Source organism: Streptomyces sp. Q6, assembly GCF_036967205.1.
In the GTDB taxonomy this organism is placed as follows: Bacteria; Actinomycetota; Actinomycetes; order Streptomycetales; family Streptomycetaceae; genus Streptomyces; species Streptomyces citrinus.
Genome location: NZ_CP146022.1, coordinates 2,620,429 through 2,646,054, shown reverse-complemented (window position 1 = coordinate 2,646,054; position 25,626 = coordinate 2,620,429). Strand labels below are relative to the sequence as shown.

The 25,626-nt window shown below is 73.0% G+C and carries 27 protein-coding genes, 1 tRNA gene and 1 pseudogene; 12 read left to right on the top strand and 17 right to left on the bottom strand.

The window, feature by feature from the left end:
• Positions 1-11 precede the first annotated feature (11 nt).
• Entirely contained in the window at positions 12-2,531 is a 2,520-nt protein-coding gene (locus tag V2W30_RS12370) for a phosphoribosyltransferase (protein WP_338703577.1), read from the top strand.
• 62 nt (positions 2,532-2,593) lie between these two features.
• Entirely contained in the window at positions 2,594-3,391 is a 798-nt protein-coding gene (locus V2W30_RS12365; protein WP_338696120.1) for an HAD family hydrolase, read from the top strand.
• Between the two features lie 231 nt (positions 3,392-3,622).
• Here the strand turns inward: V2W30_RS12365 and V2W30_RS12360 are convergent, their stop codons facing one another.
• The 5 genes from V2W30_RS12360 to V2W30_RS12340 all read right to left on the bottom strand — a co-directional run bounded on the left by V2W30_RS12360 (position 3,623) and on the right by V2W30_RS12340 (position 7,580).
• Positions 3,623-3,844 (bottom strand): zinc ribbon domain-containing protein, encoded by a 222-nt coding sequence (locus tag V2W30_RS12360; protein WP_338696118.1) that lies wholly within the window; start codon positions 3,842-3,844, stop codon positions 3,623-3,625.
• Between the two features lie 26 nt (positions 3,845-3,870).
• On the bottom strand, positions 3,871-4,578 hold the full coding sequence (locus V2W30_RS12355) for a FadR/GntR family transcriptional regulator (protein WP_338696117.1): 708 nt from the start codon (positions 4,576-4,578) through the stop codon (positions 3,871-3,873).
• 48 nt (positions 4,579-4,626) lie between these two features.
• On the bottom strand, positions 4,627-5,175 hold the full coding sequence (locus V2W30_RS12350) for a DUF4383 domain-containing protein (protein WP_338696115.1): 549 nt from the start codon (positions 5,173-5,175) through the stop codon (positions 4,627-4,629).
• Between the two features lie 125 nt (positions 5,176-5,300).
• Positions 5,301-6,746, bottom strand: a complete 1,446-nt coding sequence (locus tag V2W30_RS12345) for a hypothetical protein (protein ID WP_338703576.1) — start codon at positions 6,744-6,746, stop codon at positions 5,301-5,303.
• Positions 6,747-6,800: 54 nt separating this feature from the next.
• The gene (locus tag V2W30_RS12340) at positions 6,801-7,580 is read right to left on the bottom strand and encodes a DUF4097 family beta strand repeat-containing protein (RefSeq protein WP_338696113.1); all 780 of its coding nucleotides are present in this window, start codon (positions 7,578-7,580) and stop codon (positions 6,801-6,803) included.
• 204 nt (positions 7,581-7,784) lie between these two features.
• Here V2W30_RS12340 and V2W30_RS12335 point away from each other — a divergent pair.
• A tRNA-Val gene (locus V2W30_RS12335) sits at positions 7,785-7,856 on the top strand.
• A gap of 40 nt (positions 7,857-7,896) precedes the next feature.
• Here the strand turns inward: V2W30_RS12335 and V2W30_RS12330 are convergent.
• Positions 7,897-8,292: a hypothetical protein gene (locus V2W30_RS12330; RefSeq protein WP_338696111.1), complete on the bottom strand. Its 396-nt coding sequence runs from the start codon at positions 8,290-8,292 to the stop codon at positions 7,897-7,899.
• Positions 8,293-8,403: 111 nt separating this feature from the next.
• On the opposite strand from V2W30_RS12330, the gene V2W30_RS12325 reads away from it, so the two are divergent.
• The gene (locus V2W30_RS12325; protein ID WP_338696109.1) at positions 8,404-8,643 is read left to right on the top strand and encodes a DUF2277 domain-containing protein; all 240 of its coding nucleotides are present in this window, start codon (positions 8,404-8,406) and stop codon (positions 8,641-8,643) included.
• On the opposite strand, the gene V2W30_RS12320 is transcribed toward V2W30_RS12325, so the two are convergent.
• Positions 8,640-9,269, bottom strand: coding sequence for a DedA family protein (locus V2W30_RS12320; RefSeq protein ID WP_338696107.1), 630 nt, complete (start codon positions 9,267-9,269; stop codon positions 8,640-8,642). The two genes, V2W30_RS12325 and V2W30_RS12320, sit on opposite strands and share 4 nt — an antisense overlap.
• A gap of 233 nt (positions 9,270-9,502) precedes the next feature.
• On the opposite strand from V2W30_RS12320, the gene V2W30_RS12315 reads away from it, so the two are divergent.
• On the top strand, positions 9,503-10,039 hold the full coding sequence (locus V2W30_RS12315) for a superoxide dismutase family protein (RefSeq protein ID WP_338696105.1): 537 nt from the start codon (positions 9,503-9,505) through the stop codon (positions 10,037-10,039).
• Positions 10,040-10,135: 96 nt separating this feature from the next.
• Here V2W30_RS12315 and V2W30_RS12310 read toward each other — a convergent pair whose 3' ends face one another.
• From V2W30_RS12310 to V2W30_RS12295, 4 genes are all read right to left on the bottom strand, one after another.
• Positions 10,136-10,588, bottom strand: a complete 453-nt coding sequence (locus V2W30_RS12310; RefSeq protein ID WP_338696104.1) for a DoxX family protein — start codon at positions 10,586-10,588, stop codon at positions 10,136-10,138.
• 120 nt (positions 10,589-10,708) lie between these two features.
• Positions 10,709-12,598 carry an FAD/NAD(P)-binding protein gene (locus V2W30_RS12305; protein WP_338696103.1) on the bottom strand — a complete coding sequence of 630 codons (1,890 nt, stop codon included), beginning with the start codon at positions 12,596-12,598 and terminating at the stop codon, positions 10,709-10,711.
• Positions 12,599-12,725: 127 nt separating this feature from the next.
• Positions 12,726-14,378, bottom strand: coding sequence for an alkaline phosphatase D family protein (locus V2W30_RS12300; RefSeq protein WP_338696102.1), 1,653 nt, complete (start codon positions 14,376-14,378; stop codon positions 12,726-12,728).
• 116 nt (positions 14,379-14,494) lie between these two features.
• Positions 14,495-15,136 (bottom strand): HNH endonuclease family protein, encoded by a 642-nt coding sequence (locus V2W30_RS12295; RefSeq protein WP_338696101.1) that lies wholly within the window; start codon positions 15,134-15,136, stop codon positions 14,495-14,497.
• 1,003 nt (positions 15,137-16,139) lie between these two features.
• Here V2W30_RS12295 and V2W30_RS12290 point away from each other — a divergent pair.
• The gene (locus V2W30_RS12290) at positions 16,140-16,808 is read left to right on the top strand and encodes an HAD-IA family hydrolase (RefSeq protein ID WP_338696100.1); all 669 of its coding nucleotides are present in this window, start codon (positions 16,140-16,142) and stop codon (positions 16,806-16,808) included.
• A gap of 40 nt (positions 16,809-16,848) precedes the next feature.
• Here V2W30_RS12290 and V2W30_RS12285 read toward each other — a convergent pair whose 3' ends face one another.
• A complete protein-coding gene (locus V2W30_RS12285) occupies positions 16,849-17,034 on the bottom strand; it encodes a peptidoglycan-binding domain-containing protein (protein WP_338696099.1) in 186 nt (61 codons plus the stop codon).
• Between the two features lie 64 nt (positions 17,035-17,098).
• Between V2W30_RS12285 and V2W30_RS12280 the strand changes: the two genes are divergently transcribed.
• Positions 17,099-17,566: a hypothetical protein gene (locus V2W30_RS12280; RefSeq protein WP_338696097.1), complete on the top strand. Its 468-nt coding sequence runs from the start codon at positions 17,099-17,101 to the stop codon at positions 17,564-17,566.
• 351 nt (positions 17,567-17,917) lie between these two features.
• Positions 17,918-19,996 (top strand): MFS transporter, encoded by a 2,079-nt coding sequence (locus tag V2W30_RS12275; protein ID WP_338696095.1) that lies wholly within the window; start codon positions 17,918-17,920, stop codon positions 19,994-19,996.
• A 14-nt stretch (positions 19,997-20,010) separates the two neighbouring features.
• Here V2W30_RS12275 and V2W30_RS12270 read toward each other — a convergent pair whose 3' ends face one another.
• Entirely contained in the window at positions 20,011-20,517 is a 507-nt protein-coding gene (locus V2W30_RS12270; RefSeq protein WP_338696093.1) for a GNAT family N-acetyltransferase, read from the bottom strand.
• Positions 20,518-20,645: 128 nt separating this feature from the next.
• On the opposite strand from V2W30_RS12270, the pseudogene V2W30_RS12265 reads away from it, so the two are divergent.
• Positions 20,646-21,391 (top strand): annotated as a pseudogene (locus V2W30_RS12265) (hypothetical protein).
• 6 nt (positions 21,392-21,397) lie between these two features.
• Positions 21,398-21,904 carry a hypothetical protein gene (locus tag V2W30_RS12260; protein WP_338696092.1) on the top strand — a complete coding sequence of 169 codons (507 nt, stop codon included), beginning with the start codon at positions 21,398-21,400 and terminating at the stop codon, positions 21,902-21,904.
• Between the two features lie 13 nt (positions 21,905-21,917).
• Here V2W30_RS12260 and V2W30_RS12255 read toward each other — a convergent pair whose 3' ends face one another.
• A complete protein-coding gene (locus tag V2W30_RS12255; protein WP_338696090.1) occupies positions 21,918-22,511 on the bottom strand; it encodes a cysteine hydrolase family protein in 594 nt (197 codons plus the stop codon).
• 143 nt (positions 22,512-22,654) lie between these two features.
• On the opposite strand from V2W30_RS12255, the gene V2W30_RS12250 reads away from it, so the two are divergent.
• Positions 22,655-23,713: a GlxA family transcriptional regulator gene (locus V2W30_RS12250; protein WP_338696088.1), complete on the top strand. Its 1,059-nt coding sequence runs from the start codon at positions 22,655-22,657 to the stop codon at positions 23,711-23,713.
• 6 nt (positions 23,714-23,719) lie between these two features.
• On the opposite strand, the gene V2W30_RS12245 is transcribed toward V2W30_RS12250, so the two are convergent.
• Positions 23,720-24,037 (bottom strand): antibiotic biosynthesis monooxygenase, encoded by a 318-nt coding sequence (locus tag V2W30_RS12245; RefSeq protein ID WP_338696086.1) that lies wholly within the window; start codon positions 24,035-24,037, stop codon positions 23,720-23,722.
• Between the two features lie 26 nt (positions 24,038-24,063).
• The gene (locus V2W30_RS12240; RefSeq protein ID WP_338696084.1) at positions 24,064-24,468 is read right to left on the bottom strand and encodes a DUF1992 domain-containing protein; all 405 of its coding nucleotides are present in this window, start codon (positions 24,466-24,468) and stop codon (positions 24,064-24,066) included.
• 45 nt (positions 24,469-24,513) lie between these two features.
• On the opposite strand from V2W30_RS12240, the gene V2W30_RS12235 reads away from it, so the two are divergent.
• Complete coding sequence (locus tag V2W30_RS12235) at positions 24,514-24,915, top strand: hypothetical protein (RefSeq protein WP_338696083.1); 402 nt, start codon at positions 24,514-24,516, stop codon at positions 24,913-24,915.
• Positions 24,916-24,936: 21 nt separating this feature from the next.
• Here V2W30_RS12235 and V2W30_RS12230 read toward each other — a convergent pair whose 3' ends face one another.
• Complete coding sequence (locus V2W30_RS12230) at positions 24,937-25,626, bottom strand: O-methyltransferase (RefSeq protein ID WP_338696082.1); 690 nt, start codon at positions 25,624-25,626, stop codon at positions 24,937-24,939.

Genomic DNA, 25,626 nt, shown 5'->3' with positions numbered 1-25,626 from the left:
TGACCAACGGCATGCCTCACCGCATGACCGACGTGGACCCGAGGGACGGACGAACAGTGGAGTGGTCGGGTACGTGGGTCGCCGAGCGGCTCGGGGTCGAGCTGACCGGGGACCAGGAGCTGACCGGGCTGCTCGGGCTCGCGCTGCGGCGCAACCCCAAGCGCGCGCATCTGCTCGTGTCGAACGTGCTGGGCAAGCACGTGCCGCAGAGCCCCACCGTGGTGTGGCGCTCCGGCCACGAACTGGGCGTACGAGTACGGGGTCTGCTCGGTGACGAGGCGGCGCGGCGCGCCGTCGTGCTCGGGTACGCCGAGACCGCGACCGGCCTCGGCCACTCGGTCGCCGACGGCCTGGAGCTCGCCCCGTACCTGCACTCCACGCGCCGCCCCGTCCAGGGCGTCGCCAGCGCGGGCGGCTTCGAGGAGTCGCACTCGCACGCGACCTCCCACCTGCTGCTCCCGGAGGATCCCCAACTGCTGGCCGGGGACGGGCCCTTGGTCCTCGTGGACGACGAGTTCTCCACGGGGAACACGGTCCTCAACACCATCCGGGCACTGCACGCGCTGTACCCGCGCGACCGCTACGTCATCGTCGCTCTCGTCGACATGCGCTCGCCCGGCGACCAGGGGCGGCTCGAAGGGTTCGCCCGGGAGATCGGCGCCCGCGTCGATCTCGTGGTCACCGCGCGCGGCTCGGTGCGGCTGCCCGACGGGGTCCTGGAGAAGGGGAAGGCGCTGGTCGCCGCCCACGAGGGCGCCGCGACGCCCGCGCCCCGGCGCGAGCGCGGCGAGATCGTGCGGCTCGACGCGCTCGGCTGGCCGGACGGGGTGCCGGACGGCGGACGGCACGGGTTCACCCCGCGACACCGTGCCGAGCTGGTGGCGGCGCTGCCCGGTATGGCCGCGCGTATTGCCCCGCACCTCGGCGAGGGACGCGTCCTCGTCCTGGGCAACGAGGAGTTGATGTACGCGCCGCTGCGCCTGGCCACCGCCCTGGAGGACGCCGGCGCCGACGTCGCGTACTCCACCACCACCCGCTCCCCGGTCCTCGCCGTCGACGATCCCGGCTACGCGATCCGCAGCCGCCTCGTCTTCCCCGCGCACGACGCACCGGCCGACGGGCCCGGCGAGCGGTACGCGTACAACGTGGCGGGCGGCGGCTTCGACACCGCCGTCGTCGTCCTCGACTCGGCCGGTGACACACCCGAACTGGCCGCGCCCGGCGGGTTGTTGGACCGTGTCGCCGAGCACGTGCGTCGCGTCGTCGTGGTCGTCGTCCCCTCGTACGTTCCCCCGTACGCCGCTTCGTCCGTCCCGCCGCGTGCCTCCTCGCGCGCTCCCTCCCTCGTCCCTCAGGAAAGGCCGTCCATGCCGTTGCCCGAGCCGCTGCGCGGCCCCGACTTCTCCTCGTACGCACCCGAAGAGGTCGGCTGGCTGCTCCAGGACCTCTCGGACGTACGGCTCGAAGCGCCCACCGAGGAGCGCGAGGAGGCCGTCCAGAGCGGCGGCGCGCACTACGCGGAGTCGCTGCCCGTCGAGTACCAACCCACCGAGCAGTACCAGGAGTTGTTCCACGCGGCGCTCGACACATCCGCCGCGCGGATCGCGCACGCGGTGGGCGTCGTGACCGAGACGGTGCTCGCGGAGCGCTCGCCGCGCCCCGTCCTGGTGTCGCTCGCGCGGGCCGGGACGCCCGTCGGCGTGCTGATGCGACGCTGGGCGCAGGCCCGGCACGGGATCGAGCTGCCGCACTACGCCGTGTCCATCGTGCGCGGGCGCGGCATCGACGCGAACGCGCTGCGGTGGCTCGCCGCGCACCACGACCCGACGGACGTCGTGTTCGTCGACGGCTGGACCGGCAAGGGTGCCATCACGCGTGAACTCGCCGCCGCCGTAGAGGAGTTCGAGGCCGCGGGCGGACCCGCGGGCTTCGACCCGGAGATCGCCGTGCTCGCCGACCCCGGGTCGTGCGTGCGCACGTACGGGACGCGGGAGGACTTCCTCATACCCTCCGCCTGCCTCAACTCGACCGTGTCCGGGCTGATTTCACGCACCGTGCTCCGCGCCGACCTGGTCGGTCCCGGGGACTACCACGGCGCCAAGTTCTACCGGGAGCTGGCCGGTTCGGATGTGTCGGGGCGGTTCCTCGACGTGGTGGAGGAGCGGTTCGCGCAGGTCGGCGACGCGGTCGACGCCGCCGTGAAGGAACTGCTCGGCGCGGACCGTACACCCACGTGGGAGGGCTGGGCCGCCGTCGAGCGGATCAGCGAGGAGTACGGCATCCACGACGTGAACCTGGTGAAGCCGGGGGTCGGCGAGACGACCCGGGTGCTGCTGCGGCGCGTGCCGTGGAAGATCCTCGCGCGGGCCGGGGCGGGCGCCGATCTGGAGCATGTGCGGCTGCTCGCCGAGCAGCGCGGTGTGCCGGTCGAGGAGGTCGCCGAACTCCCGTACACCTGCGTGGGGTTGATCCATCCACGGTTCACGCGCGGGGCCACTGGAGCGGACGGCAGGGCGGTGGCGGCGAAGTGACCTCCACCTCTGATTCCGCGGCCCGTTCCGGCGGGTCCGGTTCTGGCTCCGCTCCTGGTTCCGTGACGGTCGTCGCCAGTGATCTCGACCGTACGCTCATCTACTCCGCCGGCGCGCTCGGTCTGACCGTGCCGGACGCCGAGGCGCCGCGGCTGCTCTGCGTCGAGGTCTACCAGGGCAAGCCGCTGTCGTACGTCACCGAGGAGGCCGCCGCGCTGCTGGTGGAGCTCGGGCGGCGCGCGGTGTTCGTCCCTACGACGACGCGGACGCGCGAGCAGTACGGGCGGGTGCGGTTGCCCGGCCCCGCGCCCACGTACGCGATCTGCGCCAACGGCGGGCACCTGCTGGTCGACGGGGTGTCCGATCCGCAGTGGCGGGCCGCTGTCGGGGAGCGGCTGGACGCCGAGTGCGCGCCGCTCGAAGAGGTGCGGGAGCGGATGGTGCGGTCCGCCGACGCGGCGTGGCTGCTGAAGGAGCGGGTCGCGGAGGACCTGTTCGCGTACCTCGTGGTCGAGCGGGCGCTGCTGCCCGACGGGTGGGTCAAGGAGCTCGGCGCCTGGGCCGACGGGGTCGGGTGGACCGTGTCGCTCCAGGGGCGGAAGGTGTACGCCGTGCCGAAGCCGTTGACCAAGGGCGCGGCGGTCGCGGAGGTCGCCCGGCGGGTCGGGGCGGGGCAGGTGCTCGGTGCCGGTGACTCGCTGCTGGACGCGGATCTGCTGGAGGTCGCGGACCGTGGATGGCGGCCGGGGCATGGGGAGTTGGCCGAGGCGGGGTGGGCCGCGCCCGGCGTCACGGTGCTTGCGGAGCGGGGGGTTGTCGCGGGGGAGGCCGTGTTGCGGGGGTTCTTGGGCGCGGTGTGAGTGCGGGTGCTTCTGGGCGCGGGTGGCGTCTGAGCACGGCCGGGTCTGCGTGAGGGCCCGGATCGGCGTGCGGGGCCCGGGTCGGCGTGCGGGGCCCGGATCGGGGCGGGGCCTGTCGGAGCGCTCGCCCCGCGCCGGGGTCCGCCTCGCCACCCTGCCGCCCTTGGCGGCAGAGTGCCCAGGGCGGCGGGCCGGGCGGGATCGGCGGTCCGCCCGGCGGGCGCGGCGGGGTCAGGCGCAGCAGCCGCCTCCGCAGCAGCCGCCGCCTCCGCCGCCGGACGACGGGGCCGGGGCCGACGGGGTGGCGACGCCCGACACCGCTACCGTCGACAGGAGTTTCACCGTGTCGGGGTGGCCGGTGGGGCACGTGGCCGGGGCCGCGGACTCGGCCATGGGGCGGGTCAGTTCGAACGTGTCGCCGCAGGTGCGGCAGCGGTACTCGTAGCGAGGCATGCGCCCAGGTTACGGGCTGTGTGGGACTACGGGTCGTCCAGTTGAGAGACGTCCAGGAGTTCCAGCATCGCCGTGTACGCGCCGTCCGCGTCCCGCTCCCGCACGCACGCCGCGACCTCGGTGTGCGTGGGCACCGGCGAGTGGTGCGGGCCCGCGTGCACCACCCGGTCCCGGGCGGTGAGGGCGGGGACGATCACCCGGGCCAGTTGGGCGAAGAACCGGTTGCCGGAGGCGGCGAGCAGCGTCGTGTGGAACACGGCATCCGCGCGCGCGGCGAGCGCCGGATCGGGGTCGCCGGCCTGCTGCGTCGCGGCCATCACCGTCACCGCCCGGTCGAGCGCGGTCAGATCGTCCGCCGACCGGTGCTGCGCGGCGAGCGCGGCGGCCGACGGCTCCACCGACCGGCGTAACTCGTGCAGATCGGCGAAGAACCCTTCGGGCCACGGCGCCCCCGAGGTCAGGAGCCAGCGCAGTACGTCGCTGTCGAGCAGGTTCCACTCCGGTTGCGGCCGCACGACACCCGGCGCCGTCACCAGACCCTTCGCGGCGAGCACCCGCAGCGCCCCGCCGATCGTCGGCTCGGCGATCTCCAACTTGGCTGCCAGCGCGGCCGGTTGGAGCTGTGCGCCGATGGCGTACGAACCGTCGGCGATGCCGTGCCCCAGGGTCTCGACCGCGGTGCGGTGCGCGTCGCGCCCGGCATGCGCGGACGGCACCGGCGGTGAGCTGGTCATGCGGAGCAGGCTCGCACGCCCGGCTGTGCAATATCAATCGGTGTTTCGTCAGTCGGAATCCGAGCGCGGGTGCCGTGCCTGCCAGTACGGGTTGTCGTGCGGCAGATTGCCGCTGACCCGGCCGTACATGCCGAACACCATGAGCAGCAGGCCGACGACGAAGCTGAACAGGACGTTCTGGATCCGGAAGGCGAGGACGTTGTAGCGGGTGTCGAGGAGCGCCAGGTTCACGAAGCCGCTGAGGATGAACAGGACGCCGAGGGCCATGTTCAGCGTCGAGGCGAAGTTGCCGCCGATGACCATGCCCGCGAGCAGCAGAAGTCCGACACAGATGGACAGGACGCTGAGGGCGCCGTTGGTGTTGAGGCCCGCGACCCGGTCGCCGCCGGTGTCGAAGAAGCCGATCTTGTCGATCAGCCCGAGGATGCCGAACACGAGCAGGACCAGGCCCATCAGGCCCGCGCCGACGCGGTACACCTTGATGAGGCTGTGGTCGACGGGCAGATGGTCGTCGAGTTTCACACGCCGCCGGGAGCGGGGTGCACCGGTCGCTCCCGGGGCGCCGGAAGATCCCGGGTGGAGCAGATGCGTGGCCATGATCGCCTCGCCTCCTTGCGCGTACGCGGGGGCGCCGGACGCGCAGACCACGTACGTACCTCTTACCTCGTACCTCAAGGATCCGCCCGGCACCGGACGAGTGCCAACCGCGTCGAACCGGGGCGTCAGGCGCCCGTGCCGCGGTCCTCGCGGATCTGGGCCACGACGCGGGCCACCGTGCCGCGCACGGCCTCCGTCTCCGTGAGGAAGTGCCAGTAGTCGGGGTGGCGGCCCTCCAGACCCGCGAGCGCCCGGTCGAGCCGGGCCACCGAGTCGTCGAGGGGTCGGGCGTGGCGCGGGTCGGGCGTGCTGCGGCCCGCCATCGCCAGGCGCTGGGCGTCACGGATCGCGAACCGGGTCCGGTCGACCTCCTGCTGGGGGTCCTTCGCCACCGCGTTCAGCCGGTGCAGGCGGTCGGAGGCGGCCGACACCGACTCGTCCGTGCTGTTCAGGAGCGCGCGGACGGTGGACAGGAGGGAGGTGGCGTCCGGCCAGCGCTGGGCCTCGCGGGCGGTGCGGGCCTCGGCGAGCTTGGTCTCCGCCTGCCGCACGTTCTCGGCGGCCAGCGCCGGCACGTTCTGGAGGTCCTGCCAGCAGGCCGCCGAGAACCGGCGCCGCAGCTCGCTCAGGACCGGGTCGACCTGGCCCGCCCTGGTCTGGAGGGCCTGCGCGCGGGTCCGCAGCGAGACGAGGCGCCGGTCGATCTCGGCGGCCCGCTCCGGGAGGCGCTCGGCCTCCGCGCGCACGGCCTCCGCGTCCCGCGCGACGCGGTCCGCGCGCTCCAGGGTCTCGGGGACGCCGTGCCGGCCCGCGCCCTGGTTCAGCTTGGTCAGCTCCGGGCCGAGGGTCGCCAGGCGGCCGGCGAGGTCGTCGGCCTTGAGACCCGCCTGCCGGGTGGCGTCCAGCGCGGTCGTCGCGGCGAGCAGGGACTGCCGGGCGCGCTCCACGGCCGGGGCGAGCCGGGCCAGCTGGGTCTCCGCCTTGCCGAGCAGCGGGCCGAGCCCCTGCGCGAACCGGTCCAGGTCCTGCTTGGTGCGGCCCAACTGGTCCTTGGCCTGCGTCAGTTCGGTCCGCGCGCGGACCGCGGCGCTCGCCTCCAGGTCGTCGCGGTCCAGGTCGTGGGCGTCGACCGCGGTGATGTACTGGCCGCTCACCTCGTCGATACGGCGGCCGAGTTGCTCGAAGTCGGTGACGGCGCGGCGGGCCGCGGGGGAGTCGTCGACCGCGGTGATCGTCTCGATGGAGATCCGCAGGTCCCGCTGCGCGGTGTCCAGCTCGTAGAACGCGGCGGCCGCGGCGTCCTTCGCGGCCTGCGCCTCGGCCCGCTGGTTCTCGGCACGGCCGCCGAACCAGCGGCGGGTCCCCCCGGCGTTGAACGTGGCGATCGCCGTCGCCGCCAGGAGCGGTACGGGGAGGAGGGCGAGGGTGAGGACGTCCCGCAGGCTCGTACCGCGCGCCGGGCGCGCCGCCGCCGTGGCGCGGCGCGTCGAGGGTTCCGGTGACGACTGGTCCGGCCGCGTCCTGGTCGTCGTCGCCGTCACTAACCTCTCCAGTGCTGCCCGTGCCGTCATCAAGCCTGCCCGGTGTCCATTCTCCCACCGGTTAATGACGAACACACGGGTCGGTTAGTTCGCGGTTCGGAGCGTGACTTTTCCGTTCTGGGCGCGGGCCGAGATCCGGTGGTCGCTGTGGGCGTCGCGCGGCACCGACACATCGACGCCGCCGTCGTCCGTGTCCGTCGTGACGCGGTACGTGGCGGAGCCGGGCACCGCGAGCGTCAGGGAGCCGTCCTCGCTGACCGCGTCGACGCGGTCGGGGACGGTGCGCAGGGCGATGTGGGCGGAGCCGTCCTGGGTGCGGACGGTGACCCGGCGGGAGTCGATGCCGGTGGCGTTCAACGAGCCGTCCTGGCCGCTCAGTCGCAGCGGGCCCTTGATGTCGTCGACCCGGACCGAGCCGTCGCTCGTGGTGATGTCGAGCCCCTTCTCGAAGCCGCTCGCGCGGACACTGCCGTCGCCGTTCCTCACGACCACGGCGGTGCCGCGCGGCACCTCGACGCGGTGCCGGGCCGAGCAGTCGGCGATGACGCCGCTGCAATGCAGCCGCAGGGTGAGCCGGTCCTCGTCGTCCTGCCAGTCCCAGGTCACCTTCGGGTCGCCACCGATCACGGTGGAGCCCTCGAACCAGCGGGTCACCTTCACCCGGTCGCCGTCGCCCGGGACCAGTTCGAGCGCCGAGTCGTCCGAGTCGACCGTGAGCGTCGTGCCGCGCAGCGCGAAGGAGCGGTGGTCGGGGTGCCCGTCGTCGGACGCGTCGGCCCCGCAGGCCGTCGCCGTCGCGGCGACGGCGGACACGGCGGCGAGGACGGCGAGCACGCGCAGGCTGCGCGACGGACGGACGGTCATGGTGAACTCCCCCTGCTGTGGCTGGTGTTGCGTCGCCGACACGATGTCCGGCACTCCATGAACGTACGGGGGTGAAGGCGGCCGCCGGGATCCGGTCGGCCACCGGATCCGGGGTGGGGATAACCCCCGGGGCACAGGTTTGCGGTGCACCGGCGTCGGCAAGGTAGGCTGTCGGCTCGTCCTGGTCGCAGCGCCAGGGATCTCGGGTGCGTAGCTCAGGGGTAGAGCGCCTGCCTTACAAGCAGGATGTCGGCGGTTCGAAACCGTCCGCGCCCACCGGTGGATGAAGGCCCTCAGGCGATCGTGGCGATCACGGTCATGTCCGGGGGCCTTCGTCGTGCCCGGGGCCGTGCTCGGTGTGGTCGTCGGGTGCGGCCGCGTCGTGGACGTGCTTGAGGCGGTCCCGGGCTCGTACGGCGTCCGGGCCCGAGAGTTCCTTCCAGTAGCGGTGGCACGTCACGAAGACGGCCAGCTCCAGCTCGCGTCTGCGGAGCTTCTCCACCTCCGCCTGTTCGTCGTCGCTCCAGCCCGGTGAGGCCGGGCGCTCCAGCTTGCGCCAGCCCTGGGTGTCGCTGATGGCGTCGAGCGGCTCGACCGACCAGGGGAGCCGCTTGAAGAGGGCCACCAGCTCGGCCCGGACCTGGTGCAGCTCCTCCTGCGCCGCGAGGAGGTCGCTCGGAAATTCGACGTCGGAATCATCGTTCGCTGCCACCCGGCGATGGTACGTCTGTTCGAATTCGAGGTGCGAGCAACTTCGGGGAGTTCACGCGAACGTGTGGTCGAACCGGAGCGGCAAGGCGGGGTCCGGCGGCAGACTGGAGGCATGTGCCGCAGCATCAAGACCCTTCGTCCGCCCTCGCTCCCCGAAGAAGCCACCGAGGAGGAGATCAGGGCGGCTGCCCTGCAATACGTACGGAAGGTGTCCGGGTTCCGGGCGCCGGCCGCGCACAACCAGGAGGTGTTCGACCGGGCCGTGGACGAGATCGCGCGGGCCACCGCCGAGCTGCTCGACGGGATCGAGGTCCGTGGCCGGCCGAAGGCGGCGCCGTCGGACGCGGCCTAGGCCTCCTGGGGCTCCGGTGCGGGGCGGCGCATCACGTACGCCGCCACCAAGCCCGCGCCGACCAGTGCGAACAGGGAGACCGCGGTGGACAGCCAGCTCGCGCCGAGCCACTGCGCCCCGAGATAGCCGAGCGCCACGCTGTACGCCGCCCAGGCCACGCCCGCCAGCGCCGACCAGGGCAGGAACTCGCGGGGCCGGGTGTGCGCCGTACCGGCCGCGAAGGAGACGACCGAGCGGCCCGCCGGTGCGAACCGGGCGATGATCACGAGCAGTCCGCCGCTGGAGCGCGCGAGCGCCCCGCCGAGACGTTCCTGCGCGGTCGTCAGGCGCCGGGAGCGGGCGATGGCGCGGTCCAGGCGCTCGCCGCCGCGCCAGGCGAGGCGGTAGGCCACCAGGTCGCCGACGATCGAGGCCGTCGCGGCGCAGGCGGTGAGGGCGAGCAGGTCGGGCACGCCGTGCGGGACCTGGCCGGTGGCCGCTCCCGTGCCGGCCGCCGCCGCGGTGGCCGCGGTGATCACGAGAACGCCGCTGGGCAGCACCGGCAGGAAGACGTCGAAGACCACGGAAAGCGCGACGATCGCGTAGATCCACGGGCTGCCGGTCAGCGACCCCAGACTCTCCAACACGCGTGCCAACTCTCGTTACGGACCGAATCCCCGGCCGTTCCCTCGGGACGAGAGCGGCTTCATGACAGCTGTACAGCGTACGCCTAGCGTGTGGCTTGAGTGGCACAAGGGGTACAAATGTTCTCCATCTCACGTTCACTCGCGTGGCCCGTCGGACGCGACATCGCGCCCCCTTCTCCCGTACGAACGAACCGGCACGCATCGGTGCCGCTGACGGACCGGAGGAACTGGCGATGGTGGCAGCAATGGTGACCGGAGCCCTCGCGGCGGCCGTGTTCGCGGCGGGCGGTGGCGGGGCCGGCGCCGCCGCGGACTGCTACTGGATGCGGGCCGAGGCGCGGTTCGCGCCGCCCACGGCCTTCGTGCCGTCGCCCGCCATCACGTACGACATGGACCTGGTGCCCGCCGCGGCGTCGATCGCGGTCGCGCAGCGCGGCGACGACAGCGGCATGACGGTGGAGCTGAGCGTCGAAGGTCTCGCCCCCGGTCACGCGTACGGCGCGCACGTCCACCAGAAGCCCTGCGGCGCCGATCCGCAGGCCGCGGGCGGGCACTACCAGCATGTGGTCGACCCGCAGCGGGCGGACGCCGGGAACGAGGTGTGGCTGGACTTCACCACCACCACGGCCGGTGACGGGCGGGCCGCCGTACGCAAGGCGTGGGGGCTGCGGGCCGGTGAGGCCGGATCGGTGGTCATCCATGACATGCCCGGCGGTGCGGGGGAGCGGGTCGCCTGCTTCAGCGTGCCGTTCACGTCGTCGCCGCGCTAGCGGTTCCGGCGCGGGGTTCTCGCGCGAGGACGCGGGCCGGAGCGAGGACGACGCCCGCCCCGGGGTGACCGGGGCGGGCCTCGCCGTGTGCGGACGTCAGGCCGCGACGGTGGCGCGCTGCTCCGCCGACTCCTCCGCGGCCCGCTCGCCGCGTCCGGCGAAGAGCCGGTCGAGGCCGAGCGCGCCGGAGCCGGTGAAGACCAGCAGCAGCATCGTCCAGCAGAACAGCGCGGAGGCCTCGCCGCCGTTCTGGAGCGGCCACAGGGCCTCGGGCTGGTGGACCTTGAAGTACGCGTAGGCCATCGAGCCCGACGAGATCAGCGCCGCGAAACGGGTGCCGAGGCCGAGCAGGACCAGGCCGCCGCCGACGAGCTGGATGACGGCCGCGTACCAGCCCGGCCAGGTGCCGGTCTCGACGGTGCCGCCGCCGGCCGCGCCGCCGAGGACGCCGAAGAGCGAGGCGGCTCCGTGGCAGGCGAAGAGCAGGCCGATGACGATGCGGAAGAGGCCGAGGGCGTAGGGCTGGGCGCTGTTGAGGCGTCCGGTCATGGGGGGACTCCTTCGGTCGGTTGGACCGGTCGGTCGGGGACGTAACCGAGTTCACGGTGGAGTCGGCGCCGCCGTCGCCGCCGTTGCCACCGATCTGGGAGCGCCTCAGATTAGGGGAGCCTAATTAGTGCTTGCAAGTTCAACATTCAGCCATGGCTGACGGTCCTCCGTCACGGTGCGCAGGGCCGCGCGGGCCACCGCGTCGGCGTCCGCGAGTGTCACCGAGTCGACCCCCGGGCGCGCCCCCGCCGCCGTCACCCAGTGCACCCCTTCGGTGGGCACGCCGAACGCGAACCGCCGTGCGTGCGGCCGACCTTGACGGTCGATCAGGTGGTACGGGCGGGGTGTCACGTCGAGGCCGCCCGTCTCGTGTCCGTCGGTCGTGTGCGGACGGGCCCGGCCCGTCTTCAGGAGCCGGGCGAGCAACTCGTCGGCGGTGCGGCGCACGTCCGGTTCCGGCAGTCGGGCCTCGACGAGTGTGGTGATCGTCACGGTCGAGTCCGGTATGTCGGGGGAGTGCGCCACGAACCGGCCGTCCCGCATGGCGACTTCGAGGCGCGGGCCGACGACGGTGAGCACGCCCGCCTCGATCAGGGCGGTCATCTCCTCGATGCGCCGACGCGGCGGGCCGATGGACAGGAACGCGTTGAGCGGGGTGTACCAGCGGTCCAGATGGTCGCGGCGGGACGCGCCGGTCAGGCCGCCGTGGTCGACGACGAGCCGCAGTTCGTTGCGCAGGTCGCGCAGTACGTCGAGGGCGGCCTTCACCGGACCGTCGACGTTGCCGAGTGCGGCGTGGGCGGCGTCCTCGCGCAGATGGCGCAGGAGCCAGGCGCGCCAGTCGGCGGGATCGGCGAAGGTGCGCTCCGCGTGCGGGCGCGAGACGTGGTCCCAGGACCAGATCTGGTCGTCGGCGATCCCGAACTCCCAGAGCACATCAGCCTCTTGGGGCGAACGGTGGGCTGTCGCGAGGAAGCGCTCACGGAAGTCGGGGGTGAGCATGCCCGCGGACTTCAGGAGCGCCTCGTAGTAGACCGTCTCGACCTCTTTGGCCACCAGCGGCCATATGTCGGCGAGGAAGTCGGGGGCGTCACCGGAGTCGGCGCTCTTGCGGAAGCGGGCGATGACGTCGGATGTGAGCACGGCCGGTGTGTGGCGTCCGTACGGGCCCTTGGCGTTGTCGCCGCGCGCCTGGTGCGGGATGCCGCGGCGCGAACCGGCGTACAGGCGCGGCTCGTCGCCCGACGGCGTGTACCGCAGGCCGCCGCCGGGCGCCGGGGTGAAGCGGCCGCCCCGGCCCTGCGTCAACAGCGCCATGTGGTCGAAGAAGTTGAGGCCGAGCCCGCGCAGCAGCACGGCTTCGCCGGGCTGTACGGGGGTGAGGTCGAGGTCGGCCGGGTTCGCCGGCGGGACGTGGCGCAGGCCGTGCTCCCGGGCGTACGCGCTCAGCGCCCGCTCCGCCGGGGTGTCGACGGCCGGGAGATGGCCCTGGGTGAGGACGACCGCGTGCAGGCCGGTGAGTTCGCTGCCGTCGGCGAGGGCGAGGGCCTGTCGCCCCTCGGCGTCGTCGTCGAGGCGGACGGCCCGGGTGGGGTGCGTGACGACCTCGACGGCGGGCGGGGCGGCGGCGACCGTCTCGCGGAACACATGGCGCAGGTAGCGGCCGTACTGGGCGCGGGTGGGGTACGCGTCCGGGCCGACCGCCGTGTCGTGCGCGGCCGCCCATTCGTACAGGCTCGGGCCCGGTCGGATCGGGCCCGAGCAGTCGACCGACTCGTCCGTGTGCAGGGTGACCTGCGAGGCGACCGTGTTCATCAGGAGTTCGGGCGCCTGGTCGGTGCGCCAGACGCCGCCCGCGCCCGGCGGCGCGGGGTCGATCACGTGGACGGTGAGCCGGGCGCCGCCCGGGAGCAGCTCCTCGGCGGAGGCGGTCAGGCGCTCCAGGACGCTGGTGCCGCGGGGCCCTGCGCCGACGACGGCAAGGCTGAACTCGGTGTGCGGGGCGGGCAAAACGGGACTCCCGGGGCATGTGGGGCTGCTGGAAGCGGACGGTCCGCCTCATCATGCCGCTTCGCCTTCGGGAGCGGAGGGTGGGACTCCGCGTGTGGGCCGGATCACGGGTCCCGGAGGGTGCCGGTCAGGTGAGCGTGCGCTGCTCCGCCCGCCCGAGATCGCCCTGCGCCGTGGCCTGGTCGAGACGGAGGTCCGCGCGGCGGCCGCGCAGGGTCAAGGTCATCAGCTGGTTGCCGAACCAAGGCCCGCCCGTCTTGCGCCAGTTGATGCGCGGCGCCCTCGCGCGGGCGTGCCGGGCGAAGCGCCGGCCGAGAGCCCGGCCCACCCGGCTCCAGCCGAACCGGAAGCCGACACGTATCGACGCGGGCACGGAGTTGTGGACGGGGGAGCAGGTGAGTTGCAGGACGTGGGCCGTCGGGACGGCCGGGGCGTCGGCGGGCCAGGACGGTTCGGCGACGTACGCGTGGTGCACGTCCCCGGACAGGACCGCGATCGTCGCGGGCGCGGCCGGTCCCGAACCGGCCTCGGCTATGAGATCCGTGAGCGCGTCGAACGACGTCGGGAACGCCGCCCAGTGCTCCAGGTCGGCCGCCCTGCGCAGCTTCTCGCCGCGCACGGCCCAGCGGGCGCCGCGCTCGCCGCGGCTCATCGCCGCGTTCCACTCCTCGGCGTCGTGGATGAGGTGCGGCAGCAGCCAGGGCAGTGACGTCCCGATGAGGAGGTGGTCGTACGCGCCGGACGCGGTGTCCTGCCCGTCGAGCGCCTCCTCGCGCAGCCAGCGCTCCGCGTCCGCGTGCAGCATCGACCGGTGCTGCTCGTCCAGAACGCGGGCCGCGCGGGTGTCCACCATCAGCAGGCGTACGCGGCCGAAGTCGCGGCGGTAGCTCCAGCGCACGGACGACGGGTCGGTGTCGGCGCGGGCCGCGAACTCGCGCAGCACGTCCGTGCCGTCGGGCGCCGCGCACACGGCCTGGTAGACGGGATCGGCGGCGAGCGCCGCGGGCGACAGATTGCCGATGTGCTGGTGCACCCAGTACGACATCAGGCCGCTCAGCAGCCGCTCGCGCCACCAGGGCGTCGCGCGCATGTCGGCGAGCCAGGCCTCGCTGGTGTTCCAGTCGTCGATCAGGTCGTGATCGTCGAAGATCATCGAACTCGGCACCGTGGACAGCAGCCAGCGGATCTCGGGGTCGAGCCAGGACTCGTAGTAGAGGTGCGTGTACTCCTGATAGTCCGCGACCTGGTTGCCGGGCTCCTCGGTGAGGTCGCGGCGGCGGGCCAGCCACTGGCGTGTCGCCGGTGAGGTCTCGTCCGCGTACACCTGGTCACCGAGGAGGACGAGGATGTCGGGCCGCTCGGCGTCCGGCCGCGCGGCGAGGCGGGCGGCGAGGGAGTCGAGGGCGTCCGGGCCGACCGGGTCGTGCTCGTCGGCGGGCGGGGCGGCCCAGCGGCAGGAGCCGAAGGTGACGCGGACCGGCGCGTCGGGGCCCGTGTGGTGCGGGGTGCGGATGGTGCTGTCGGGGAAGCGGGAGCCCGCCTCGGGCCAGACCCGGCCGCCGTCGAGCGTCACCTCGTACGCGGTCTCGGTGCCCGGGGTCAGGCCGGTGACCGTCACCAGGGCGTAGTGGTGACCGTCGATCTGGAAGGTGCGCGCGCTGCCGTGGGCGCCGTCCTTGCAGCGCACCTCGGCGACGCAGGGCCGGCTCGCCTCGACCCAGACCGTCGCGGCCTCCTCGTCCACGTACCGCAGTAGTGGTCCAAGCCGCAGCCTCGCCACGTGATCGCCTCCGCTTCTCCGTGCTCCGACGTTCCGGCCCGTACGGTACGGAACGTCGGAGGCGGGCGGAGTGGTTCCGGCGCCCCGAATTTCGGGACGGCCCTGCGTGCGGCCCGTCAGCAGCCGCTGAGGCCCGACTGGATCGCGGACTTCTCGGCCGAGTCGACGGTGAGGGCGTAGTAGTGCTTCACCTGGACCCACATCCGCAGATACGTGCAGGTGTACGCGGTGCGTGAGGGCATCCAGGAGGCCGGGTCCTGGTCGCCCTTGGACTGGTTCACGTTGTCGGTGACGGCGATGAGCTGAGGGCGCGTGAGGTCGTTGGCGAATCCCTGGCGCTTGGTCGTCGTCCAGGCGTTGGCACCGGACTTCCACGCCTCGGAGAGGGGGACGATGTGGTCGATGTCGACGTCGGAGGACGCGGTCCAGGTGGCGCCGTCGTATGGCGAGTACCAACTGCCGGACGTGGCGGCACAGTTGGAGTCGGTGGCGACGTTGGTGCCGTCGCGCTTGAGGACGATCTCGCGGGTGTTGCAGGTGCCGGACTGGGTGATCCAGTGCGGGAACAGGTCGCGGCTGTAGCCGTCGGACGAGCCCTCGGCCTTGACCGTCAGCTCGGCGAGGTACGTACGGGCGGTCGCGGCGCTGACCGGGGTGGGCGGGGCGGCCTGGGCGGCCGGGCTCGACAGCAGGGTGAGGCCGCCGGCCAGGGCGAGGGCGCCGAGGAGGACGGGTATGGGTCGACGCGCGTAGAACATGGGAACTCCCAGGGAGTGGGGGGAAGTTGACCGGGCGGGTGCGGTAGGTGGTGCGCTGCTGTGCCTGGCCAGGGTGAGGGGGTGGGGTTTCGGGGAGGTGTGCGTTGGGTGACAGGGTCGCGTCAAATTGGGGTGTGGGGCAAGAGGTAAGTGAGGTGCGGCGAGGGGGAGTTGGGTGGAACGGGGTGCCGCGGTGGGTGAACGGCGAGGTCGGAGTGGGGGTGCTCGGGTGGCGTGCGGGGCGGGGAGGGCGGGCTGTTGGGCTGTTGGCGGGGAGCCTTGTGGTCCGGGTGGCGCTCCGTCGCTCCGGGGGCGTCCGCACGGTGCCCCGACGTGGCGGGTGAGGGGTGGATTAGGGGATCTCCGGGGCGTGATCGGGGTGGCTCCCGGCGGAAGTCCGGTGGAGCCCGGAGCCCCGGGCGGCGTGCGATGGGGCGCCGACCGGTCTTCGGCGACGTGCCGGTCGGCGTTCGGTGGGGTGCCGGACCGGTGTTCGGTGGCGTGCCGGTCGGCGTTCGGTGGGGTGCCGGGCCGGTGTTCGGTGGCGTGCCGGACCGGTGTTCGGTGGGGTGCCGACCGATGTTCGGTGGCGTGCCGGACCGGTGTTCGGTGGCGTGCCGGTCGGTGTTCGGTGGGGTGCCGACCGATGTTCGGTGGCGTGCCGGTCGGTGTTCGGTGGCGTGCCGGTCGGTGTTCGGTGGTGCGCTGGAGCGGTCTTCGGTTACGTGCGGCCGGTGTTCGGTGGCGTGCTGGTCCGTGGGTCGGTGGTGTACGGCTGGGTGGTGGCGGAGGAGGGCCTGGTGCGCGTCCGCTCGGGGGCCTCGCCGGTGTTCAGCGGGACCGGCCGTGACCCCTGCCGGTCGGCGATGGGCACCCCGACTGGCGATCACTGCTCGGCGTTTTGTATCGTGTGGGAACAAAGTGGTTCCCGTCCGCACTCCCTGACCGGCGGGCGGGGCCGCCTTGTTCTCTCTCCCCTGCCTCCGTTCTCTGGAGCCTGCCGATGACGGCCACGCCCACCGTTCTCTCCGCGCGCGCCCTGCTGCTCGACATGGACGGCACGCTCGTCAACTCCGACGCCGTCGTGGAGCGGATCTGGCGGGGGTGGGCCGTCGACCACGGCCTCGACCCCGATGCCGTCATGGCCGTCGCCCACGGGCGGCAGGGTCACGCCACGATGGCCGTACTGCTCCCCGAACGCCCGCAGGCGGAGAACTTCGCCGACAACGCGCGGATGCTCGCCGCGGAGACCGCCGACATGGACGGCGTCGTGCCGGTACCGGGTGCGGCGGAGTTCCTGGACGCGCTGATCTCCGGCGGGCTGCCGCACGCGCTGGTCACGTCGGCGGACGTGCCGCTGTCGACCGGGCGGATGGCCGCGGCGGGACTGCCGTACCCCGCGGTGCGGGTCACCGCCGAGAACGTGGGCGCCAGCAAGCCCGATCCCGAGGGGTTCCTCAAGGGGGCCGCCGAACTGGGCGTCGACCCGGCCGACTGCGTCGTGTTCGAGGACTCGGGCGCGGGGATCGCGGCCGGGCTCGCCGCGGGCATGCGGGTCGTGGGGATCGGGCCCCGCGCCGCGCAGCACGGGCCCACTGTCGCCGTGCCGGACCTGACGGCCGTGCGGGTCGAGGCCGGCACCGACGGGGCGATCTCGCTGCACCTCGCCTGAAAATGTCGCACCGCGGCTCCCCGTGCGACATTTTTCTGACTCACCCCCCTGTCTCGCGCTCCAGAGCCTCCCGGGTCGCCGGGCCGTACGTGCCCGGTGCGTCCGACTGGAGTCCGCGCGACAGCTGGTAGGTGCGCAGGGCGTACTCCGTCGGGCCGTTGAAATTGCCGTTCGGGTCGCCCACGTACAGGTTCAACCGCTTGAGGCGGTACTGGAGTTCGGTCACCTCGGGGCCGTGGTCGCCCCGGCGCAGGACCGGCTGGGCCGCCGGGGCCGTGGAGCGGGTCGCCGTGGCCGACGGCGCGGTGGACCGGGTCGGGGCCGGGCTCTTCGACGTACGGCTCGCGGACGGGCTCGGGGACGCGGACCTCGACGCCGACGCGCTCGGCGACGCGCTCTCCCGCGACGGTGACGCGGACACGGACGGGGACGGCGACGCGGACGCCGACGACGGCGCCGCTGACGTCGGCTCGCCCGACGCCGAGCTCGCGAGCGTCGACTCGCTCGCGGCCGCCGCCGTCGACGGGGAGTCGCCCCCGCCCGCCGAGATCAGGACCGTGACCAGTGCGGCCACGCTCAGCACCCCCGCGACCGCGGCGAGCAGCAGCACGGGCCCGCGCCGCCGTTCCGGCTCCATGGGGTCGACGTCGTCCGGCACGACCGGCTCCTCCGGCGGCAGCGGCGTGCGCGGCGGACGCGCGTACGGGTCGGCCGCCCGCGGCGGCGCAGGCTGGGAGGGTTCCGGGAGCGTGACATAAGGGCGGATACGCAGCGGACCGAAGCCCTCCGCCTCGCAGGCGCACGACGGACCCCCGTCCGCCCTCCGGCCCGCCCCGCACTCCGGACACGTACGTGCACCGGTGGCGCCGGAGTCCCCGGGACCGTCGCCGGCTGTTCCGGGATCGGTGAAATCGTCGCTCATCGTGTGGCCCCCCATCCCCGAGCGTTGCAAGGCGCATTATGCAGACCCGCGCACCCCGCTCGCAGCGCGGGCCCCGGGAAATCGCGGGGCCCAGTAGGACTCAACAGGCCAAACCTGGTCACACCTACCAGGATGGGAAGTACCAAGCCCCCGGCCGGTCCGGGCCGGGGAGGCTTCGGAGGTGGCCATGAGCAGCCAGGAACCCCAGGGCGGTCAGGGCGGCGGCGCCGGGAGCCGCACGCATCGCGCCCTGCCCGACGACTCGGGCAAGAGCAGTGGCGTCCTCGTCTCCATCGGCGCCCTGCTGCTCGGCATGCTGCTCGCCGCCCTCGACCAGACCATCGTCTCCACGGCGCTGCCGACCATCGTCAGCGACCTCGGTGGTCTGGAACACCTGTCGTGGGTCGTCACCGCGTACATGCTCGCGGCCACCGCGGCGACCCCGCTGTGGGGCAAACTCGGCGACCAGTACGGGCGCAAGAAGCTCTTCCAACTCGCCATCGTGATCTTCCTGGTCGGCTCCGCGCTGTGCGGCATGGCGCAGAACATGCCCCAGCTCATCGGCTTCCGCGCGCTCCAGGGACTCGGCGGCGGCGGGCTGATGGTGCTGTCCATGGCCATCGTCGGCGACATCGTCTCGCCCCGTGAACGCGGCAAGTACCAGGGCCTCTTCGGCGCCGTCTTCGGCGCGACCAGTGTGCTCGGACCACTGCTCGGCGGGCTGTTCACCGAGCACCTGAGCTGGCGCTGGGTCTTCTACATCAACCTCCCCATCGGAGTCGTCGCGCTCGCCGTGATCGCCGCCGCGCTCCACATCCCGGTCCGCTCGCGCAAGCACCGCATCGACTACCTGGGCACGTTCCTCATCGCGTCCGTCGCGACCTGTCTCGTCCTCGTCGCCTCGCTCGGCGGCACCACCTGGGGCTGGGGCTCGCCGCAGATCATCGGGCTCGCGATCCTCGGTGTGCTGCTCGGCGTCGCCTTCGTGTTCGTGGAGTTCCGGGCCGCGGAACCCGTCCTGCCGATGAAGCTGTTCCGCGTACGGACGTTCACGCTGTCCGCCGTCATCAGCTTCGTCGTCGGCTTCGCGATGTTCGGCGCGATGACGTACCTGCCGACGTTCCTCCAGGTCGTCCAGGGCGTCTCGCCGACCATGTCGGGCGTGCACATGCTGCCGATGGTCATCGGGCTGCTGCTGTCGTCCACCGTCTCGGGGCAGATCGTCAGCCGCACCGGACGCTGGAAGGTGTTCCCGGTCGCGGGCACCGCCGTCACCACGCTCGGCCTGCTGCTCCTGCACAACCTCGACGAGAACAGCCCCACCGCCGAGATGAGCCTCTACTTCTTCGTCTTCGGCCTCGGGCTCGGCCTCGTCATGCAGGTCCTCGTCCTCATCGTGCAGAACGCGGTCCCGTACGAGGATCTGGGCGTCGCCACCTCCGGTGCCACCTTCTTCCGCTCGATCGGCGCCTCCTTCGGCGTCGCGATCTTCGGCACGATCTTCACCAACCGCCTGAACGGCAAACTGAGTTCGGCCCTGACCGGACAGCAGCTGCCGCCCGGGGTCACGCCCGATTCGCTCAGCGCGGACCCGCGCGGCATCGCCGAACTGCCCGCCGCGCTCCAGCCGTCGGTGCTGCACGCCTACTCCACGTCCATCACCGACGTCTTCCTCTACGCCGTGCCGGTCGCGCTGGTCGCCTTCGTCCTGTCGTGGTTCCTGCGCGAGGACAAGCTGCGCGGCTCCGTCACCGCGCCCGACGCCACCGAGACCCTCGCCTCCAACCCGGTGCACCGTTCCTCGTACGACGAGGTGGCGCGGGCCCTGTCGGCGCTCGGGACGCGCGAGGGGCGGCGCGAGATCTACGAGAAGATCACGGCGCGGGCGGGCTACGACCTGCTGCCCGCGGCCAGTTGGCTCGTGCTGCGCATCAACCGCTACGGGTGGGCGGAGCCGTCCGCGCTCGCCGAGCGCAGTGCCGTACCGCTGCCTGTGATCCTCGCGGCGGCCCGGCAGGTCGAGGAGCGGCGCCTGGCCGTTCGGGAAGGGCTCGACCTGGTGCTCACGGACGAGGGCCGCGCGGTCGCGGCCCGGCTCGGAGCGGCCCGCGAGGAGTCGCTCGCCGAACTGCTCGGCGACTGGTGGGGGCCCGACCGCCCCACCGACCTCATCAACCTCGTCGCCGAACTGAACGCCGAGATGTGCGGCTCCGACGCGGAGCGCCCGCACGACGGGACCGTCCAGCGGCCGGGCGTCACCGCCTGACGTCCCGTACAGCGCTACGCGGTGGGCGCGAGCTTCTTGCTGAACCAGTGCTCGGCGTAGAGGTCGTCGTTGTGCGGCGCCGTCTCCTCGTAGCCGAGCCGCGCGTACAGCGCGCGGGCCTCCACGAGGTCGTCGCGGGTGTCGAGCCGGATGACGTCGGCGCCCAGGGCGCGCGCCGCGTCCTCGGCCGCCGCGACGAGCAGGGCCGCACCGCCCGTGCCACGCAGCTCCTCGCGGACGTAGACCCGCGTGAGCTCGGCCGTGCGGTCGTCCACCAGGCGTACACCGGCCGTCCCCGCGGGCTCCCCTTCGTGCCGTCCGACGAGCAACCGCCCCGTGGGCGGAGCCAGTTGGGCGCCGTCGTCCGAGGCGACACCGCGCTCCAGCTCGGCCGGGTCCGTGGCGTGCCCCTCGTGCAGCAGGTACCAGCGGTCGCTCACCTCTGTGTAGTACGCGCGCCACAGGGCGGCGGCGACAGCGGAGTCGTACGGCTCGGGAGCGATGGTCCAGGGGGCGCGCATGGTGCATTCTGAGGCCGCCTGCGCCGGGCCCCGCAACTCGTTTTCGCCGCTCGTCGCGTCGCGATCTGTTTGGGCGCGCGAGCGGTGGCAACTCGGTGTGGACAAGCCACCACTGAGGGAAGGCACCCATGTCCACAGGCGTGATCATCGCTCTGATCGTGGTGGGAGTCGTGGTCGTCGTCGCGGCGGGACTCTTCGCCGCGCGCACCGCACCCCGCGGCGGACGCGGCCTCCAGCGCCGCTTCGGTCCCGAGTACGACCGGGCCGTCGCCCACCACGACGGCGACACGAAGGCAGCCGAGCACGAACTGACCGAGCGGGTACGGCGACACGGTTCGCTCCGTACCCACCCCCTGGAGCCCGCCGCCCGTGAGCGCTATCTGGCGCGCTGGGCCGCCGCCCAGGAGCGCTTCGTCGAGGACCCGGCCGAGGCCGTCGCCGAGGCCGACGCGGTCCTGGCCGACCTCGCGCACGAGCGCGGCTTCCCCGCCGGGGAGCCGACGGCCGCTTCGAGGACCAGCTCGACGCGCTCTCCGTCCACCACAGCGCCCACGTGCACGGCTACCGGCGCGTCCACCGCGCCACGCACGCCCGCACCGGCCGCGCCGACGAGAGCAGGGCCGGTACGGAGGAACTGCGCGCGGCGATGGTCGAGGCGCGGGCCCTCTTCGAGGACCTGGTCGGCCGGGATCACGCCATGCGGCGGCGCACCGACGACGTCGACGCGGCGGCCGACGGCCGGGCCCACGACACGCATGACACGCACGGTACGCACGGCGAGCACGACCGGCACGACACGCGCGACCCGCGTGACACGCACGGCTCGCACAAGAAGACGGGTGTCCTCAAGGGGCGTCTGGCGAAGGGGAGTTGAGCGAACATGACCGACATCGACAGGGCACGTGAGGGCGGTATCGGACCGGGTCCGACGAAGGGGCACACGGAGCGCCTGGAGCGCCCGTCGGACCAGGAACGCCAGGAGCGTCAGGAGCGCATGGCGGACCTGGGCCACGGACCCGACGGCGCGGCCGCCGCCCCACCCGTGCACACGCCGACGCACACGGAGACCTTCGCGGCCACGTCCGGATCCGCGTCCGGGGCCAAGCACGCCTCCGGCGCACGCTCCGAGATCGTCCCGACCGAGGCGCGCGCCGAGCTGGAAGGCCGGCTGCGGCACGCCGTCACCGGGTTCGTCGACGGCCCCCGGGCCGCCGTCGAGGAGGCCGACCACGTCCTGGAGGACCTGACGGCCCGCCTCGCCGAGACACTCGCGGGCCGCCGTCGCACCCTGCGCACGTCGTGGCAGGAGTCGACGGACGACACCGAGCAGCTGCGGATCGCGCTGCGCGACTACCGGGAGACGGCGGAGCGGCTGCTCAAGCTGTGACGGGCTGAGCGGCTCAGGCCAGCGACTTTCCGGAGGGCACGACCACTCCGTAGAGGTCGCGGACCGTCGCGAGGGCACCCTGGTGGATCTGGGAGGCGGGCAGCTCACTGCCCGCCTCCCAGTCGAGCGCGCGGGTCGCGCACGCGTCGGCGACGACGGTCGGCCGGTTGCCGCGCAGGAAGGCGCCCTGCGTCGTGGCCAGCACGCACATATGCGTCATGAAGCCGACGACCACGACGTCCTTGTGTCCCGCGGCGTCGACGCGGTCGCCCAGGTCGGTGTCGACGAAGCTGTTCGGCACCGTCTTCACGACGACGGCCTCACCGTCGACCGGGGCCACGCTCGGGTGGATCTGCCCGATCTCCTCGCGGATGTCGTAGGGGGTGCCCGCGCCGCCGTCGTTGATCACGTGGATGACGGTCGCGCCGGCCGCGCGGGCCCGGCCGAGCAGCTCCGCCGCCGCGTCGAGAGCCTCCCGCCAGCCGTTCAGCTCCATCACGCCACGGGTGTAGGTGTTCTGGTAGTCGACCAGGACCAGGGTCGCGTCGGCGAGCGACGCGGGCGTCTCGTCGAAGCCGTTGAGCGTGCGCAGGGTCGTCGTAGACATGGGGTTCCACCTCGGGTTTTCGTACGGGTTCGGGTGCGAGCAGCTGCGTCGTCCACGCTAGGACCGGTCCCCGCGTGTCGGCAATGTCGCCTAACATGCAGATCCGGACATCGCCGTCAGGGGCAGAGCCGCAGGAGCAGCGCATGAGCACCGCCGTACCCGTCGACCCCACCGCACCCGTCGAGCCCGCCACGCCCGTCGAGCGCCGTGTCGTCATCGTCCTCTTCGACGGCGTCGACCTCCTCGACGTGACCGGACCCCCCGAGGTGTTCGCGCTCGTACGCCGCGAGACCGACGACGCGTCCGCCTACCGGGTCGTCCTCGCCGCCGAGACCATGGACCCCGTCACCACCGCCGCGGGTGTCCGCGTCCTGCCCGACGCCACCTTTGACGAGCTGGCCGGCCTCGGCATCGACACCCTCCTGGTGCCCGGCTCCGTCGAGATGACGGTCGAGGGGGACGGGAAGCGCCGCGTGCAGGCCCTCGCCGACCCCGCGGTCGTCGGCCGGGTCAGGGACCTCGCGGGCCGCAGCCGCCGGGTCACGTCCGTGTGCGTCGGCGCGCATCTCCTCGCCGCCGCCGGGCTGCTCGACGGCAAGCGCGCCACCACGCACTGGTCGACCGCGCAGCAGCTCGCCGCCGACCACCCGGCGGTCGAGGTCGACGCCGACCCGATCTTCATCCGCGAGGGAGACGTGTGGACGGGGGCGGGGATCAGCGCCTGCCTCGACCTGTCCCTGGCACTGGTCGCGGAGGACTTCGGCGAGGAACTCGCGCTGCGGGTGGCCCGGCAGCTGGTGATGTACCTGAAGCGGCCGAGCGGCCAGAGCCAGTTCAGCGTGCCGCTGGAGCCGGTCTCCACGACGCGGCGCGTGGAGGACCTGCGCCACCACATCACGCGCCACATCGCCGAGCCGCTCACGGTCGCCGACCTCGCCGCGTACGCGCACGTCAGCGAGCGCCAGGTCACCCGGATCTTCAAGACCGAACTCGGTACGACGCCGAGCGTCTACGTCGAGTCGGCCCGCGTCGAGACGGCGCGCCGGTACCTCGAATCCACCGACGCGACCCTCGAACGCATCGCGTCCGTCTGCGGGTTCGGCACGACGGACACCCTGATCCGCGCGTTCCGCCGCAGGCTGGACACGACACCGACGGAGTACCGGCTCCGCTTCCGCACGAGCCCGGCCCCCGCCTCCTGAGAGGCGTCAGGCGCTCTTGGGCGCCGCCTGCTGCACGACCTCGAACGACCACACCGACGACCCGCTCGCGGCGGGCTTCGGACGGTCGCCGCCGCCCTGGTGGGCCGCCTTCATCGGGCCCTCCATCCACGCCTGGAACGACGCCTCGTCGCGCCACCGGGTGTACACGAGGTAGTCGTCGGTGCCCTCGACGGGACGCAGCAGCTCGAACCACTCGAAGCCGTCGGAGTTCTCGACGGCGCCGGCTCGCGAGGCGAACCGCTTCTCCAGGACCTCGCGCTGCTCGGCCGGGACGTTCAGGACGTTGATCTTCACGATGCTCATGCGCCCATCCTGCCCCAGCCGCCGTGTCAGTCGCCGTGCGCCTCCCGCCACCGCCGGACGATCTCCTCGACGTCGTACGGCTTCAGGCCGAGCGGCGGGCCGGGCGGGGGCTTGAACATCATGTCGCGGATCTTGTCGTTGATCTCGGTCATGATGCGGCGCACGATCCGCTCGGACGGCGCCTTGGCCGCCGCCTCCAGGGCGTCCTCGGCCTCTTTGCGCAGGGCCAGGGACGGCGGCAGCACGGAGAAGCCCTCGCGGGCCATCTTCTGCTTGATCCACCAGTTCTCGTCGTACGCGGTGTCGGCCACGGAGTCGAGGGGTTTGCCCGCTCCGGGCAGCGCGTCGAAGTCGCCGCGGCGCTCGGCGTCGCGGATCTGCTTGTCGACGAACGACTCGAAGCTCACGCCGGGAGGTTTCCGTTCGGTCATGGATTCATTGTCCACCAGGCCGCCCGGCGGTCTTATGATGCGGCCGTGCTCGAACTGACGATGGCAACGATGGCCGGATCCGACGCGGGGGCCACCGCCGGAATGCTGATGGCCGAGGCGCCGAACGAGCCGGGGGCCGTGCTGCGGGTGGGCCGCGACGCGAGCGTCTGCCGGCTGGTGACTCCGGACGACTGGCTGTTCGTCTCGCGCGTGCACCTGGAGTTCCGCTGCGGGCCCGACGGCGACTGGAGCGTGTTCTGGCTGCGCGGCTCGCAGGACGACCCGGCCTCGGAGGTGCGGGTGCGGTACGGGCAGCAGGGCGGCCCTGGGCAGCCGCTCCCGTACGGCGGCGTCGCCGAGCTGCCGCGCGATGGCTCCGGCGAGATCGTCGTCCTCGACCGGGGCGGACCGCGCAGCGTCAACGTGGGCTTCTACCACGAGAGTTGAGCCGCGCGGACCGGGCGGACCTCAGCCCCGTACGTAGGCCAGGGCGAAGCCGTCGTGGCCCTTCGCGCCCACCGTCTGGATCGCCGTGGCGTCCAACGCCGGGTGGTCCGCGAGGAGTTGGAGGGCGGCGCGGGTGCCGGTGACGTCGGGTTCGGTGCTCGTGGCGTCGACGACCCGGCCGCCGCGCACCACGTTGTCGACGACGATGACCGAGCCCGGCCGGGTCAGCTTCACCGCCCACTCCACGTAGTGCGGGTTGTTGACCTTGTCGGCGTCGATGAAGACCAGATCGAAGGGGTCGGGTCGTTCCTCCGCGAGCGCCGGCAGGGAGTCGAGGGCCGCGCCGACCCGTACCTCGACGACCTTGTCCAGGCCCGCCCGCGCGAGGTTGGCGCGGGCGACCTCGGCGTGCCGAGGGCTGTACTCCAGCGTGATCAGGGTGCCGTCGGCCGGCAGTGCGCGGGCCAGCCAGATGGTGCTGTAGCCGCCGAGCGTGCCGATCTCCAGGACGCGGCGCGCGCCCTGGACGCGGGCGATGAGGTGCAGCAGTTTTCCGTTGGTGGGGGAGACGCTGATGCTGGGCAGGCCCGCGGCGTCGCTGTCGGCGAGGGCGGCGGCGAGCGCCTCGTCGGCGGGGGCGAGCAGCCCGCTGAGGTAGGCGTCGACGGCGGCCGCGGAACCGGGCTGCCGGTGCTCGGGATGCGTGGTCAT

What these genes read in the sequence shown, in the direction of transcription:
- V2W30_RS12295 (WP_338696101.1), bottom strand. Translation starts at nt 15,136, where the DNA reads ATGTTCTACGCGCGTCGACCCATACCCGTCCTCCTCGGCGCCCTCGCC.
- V2W30_RS12325 (WP_338696109.1), top strand. Translation starts at nt 8,404, where the DNA reads ATGTGCCGCAGCATCAAGACCCTTCGTCCGCCCTCGCTCCCCGAAGAA.
- V2W30_RS12355 (WP_338696117.1), bottom strand. Translation starts at nt 4,578, where the DNA reads ATGACCAGCTCACCGCCGGTGCCGTCCGCGCATGCCGGGCGCGACGCG.
- V2W30_RS12260 (WP_338696092.1), top strand. Translation starts at nt 21,398, where the DNA reads ATGACCGACATCGACAGGGCACGTGAGGGCGGTATCGGACCGGGTCCG.
- V2W30_RS12245 (WP_338696086.1), bottom strand. Translation starts at nt 24,037, where the DNA reads ATGAGCATCGTGAAGATCAACGTCCTGAACGTCCCGGCCGAGCAGCGC.
- V2W30_RS12270 (WP_338696093.1), bottom strand. Translation starts at nt 20,517, where the DNA reads ATGCGCGCCCCCTGGACCATCGCTCCCGAGCCGTACGACTCCGCTGTC.
- V2W30_RS12275 (WP_338696095.1), top strand. Translation starts at nt 17,918, where the DNA reads ATGAGCAGCCAGGAACCCCAGGGCGGTCAGGGCGGCGGCGCCGGGAGC.
- V2W30_RS12350 (WP_338696115.1), bottom strand. Translation starts at nt 5,175, where the DNA reads ATGGCCACGCATCTGCTCCACCCGGGATCTTCCGGCGCCCCGGGAGCG.
- V2W30_RS12310 (WP_338696104.1), bottom strand. Translation starts at nt 10,588, where the DNA reads ATGACCGGACGCCTCAACAGCGCCCAGCCCTACGCCCTCGGCCTCTTC.
- V2W30_RS12370 (WP_338703577.1), top strand. Translation starts at nt 12, where the DNA reads ATGCCTCACCGCATGACCGACGTGGACCCGAGGGACGGACGAACAGTG.
- V2W30_RS12315 (WP_338696105.1), top strand. Translation starts at nt 9,503, where the DNA reads ATGGTGGCAGCAATGGTGACCGGAGCCCTCGCGGCGGCCGTGTTCGCG.
- V2W30_RS12250 (WP_338696088.1), top strand. Translation starts at nt 22,655, where the DNA reads ATGAGCACCGCCGTACCCGTCGACCCCACCGCACCCGTCGAGCCCGCC.
- V2W30_RS12345 (WP_338703576.1), bottom strand. Translation starts at nt 6,746, where the DNA reads ATGACGGCACGGGCAGCACTGGAGAGGTTAGTGACGGCGACGACGACC.
- V2W30_RS12290 (WP_338696100.1), top strand. Translation starts at nt 16,140, where the DNA reads ATGACGGCCACGCCCACCGTTCTCTCCGCGCGCGCCCTGCTGCTCGAC.
- V2W30_RS12340 (WP_338696113.1), bottom strand. Translation starts at nt 7,580, where the DNA reads ATGACCGTCCGTCCGTCGCGCAGCCTGCGCGTGCTCGCCGTCCTCGCC.
- V2W30_RS12240 (WP_338696084.1), bottom strand. Translation starts at nt 24,468, where the DNA reads ATGACCGAACGGAAACCTCCCGGCGTGAGCTTCGAGTCGTTCGTCGAC.
- V2W30_RS12255 (WP_338696090.1), bottom strand. Translation starts at nt 22,511, where the DNA reads ATGTCTACGACGACCCTGCGCACGCTCAACGGCTTCGACGAGACGCCC.
- V2W30_RS12230 (WP_338696082.1), bottom strand. Translation starts at nt 25,626, where the DNA reads ATGACCACGCATCCCGAGCACCGGCAGCCCGGTTCCGCGGCCGCCGTC.
- V2W30_RS12360 (WP_338696118.1), bottom strand. Translation starts at nt 3,844, where the DNA reads ATGCCTCGCTACGAGTACCGCTGCCGCACCTGCGGCGACACGTTCGAA.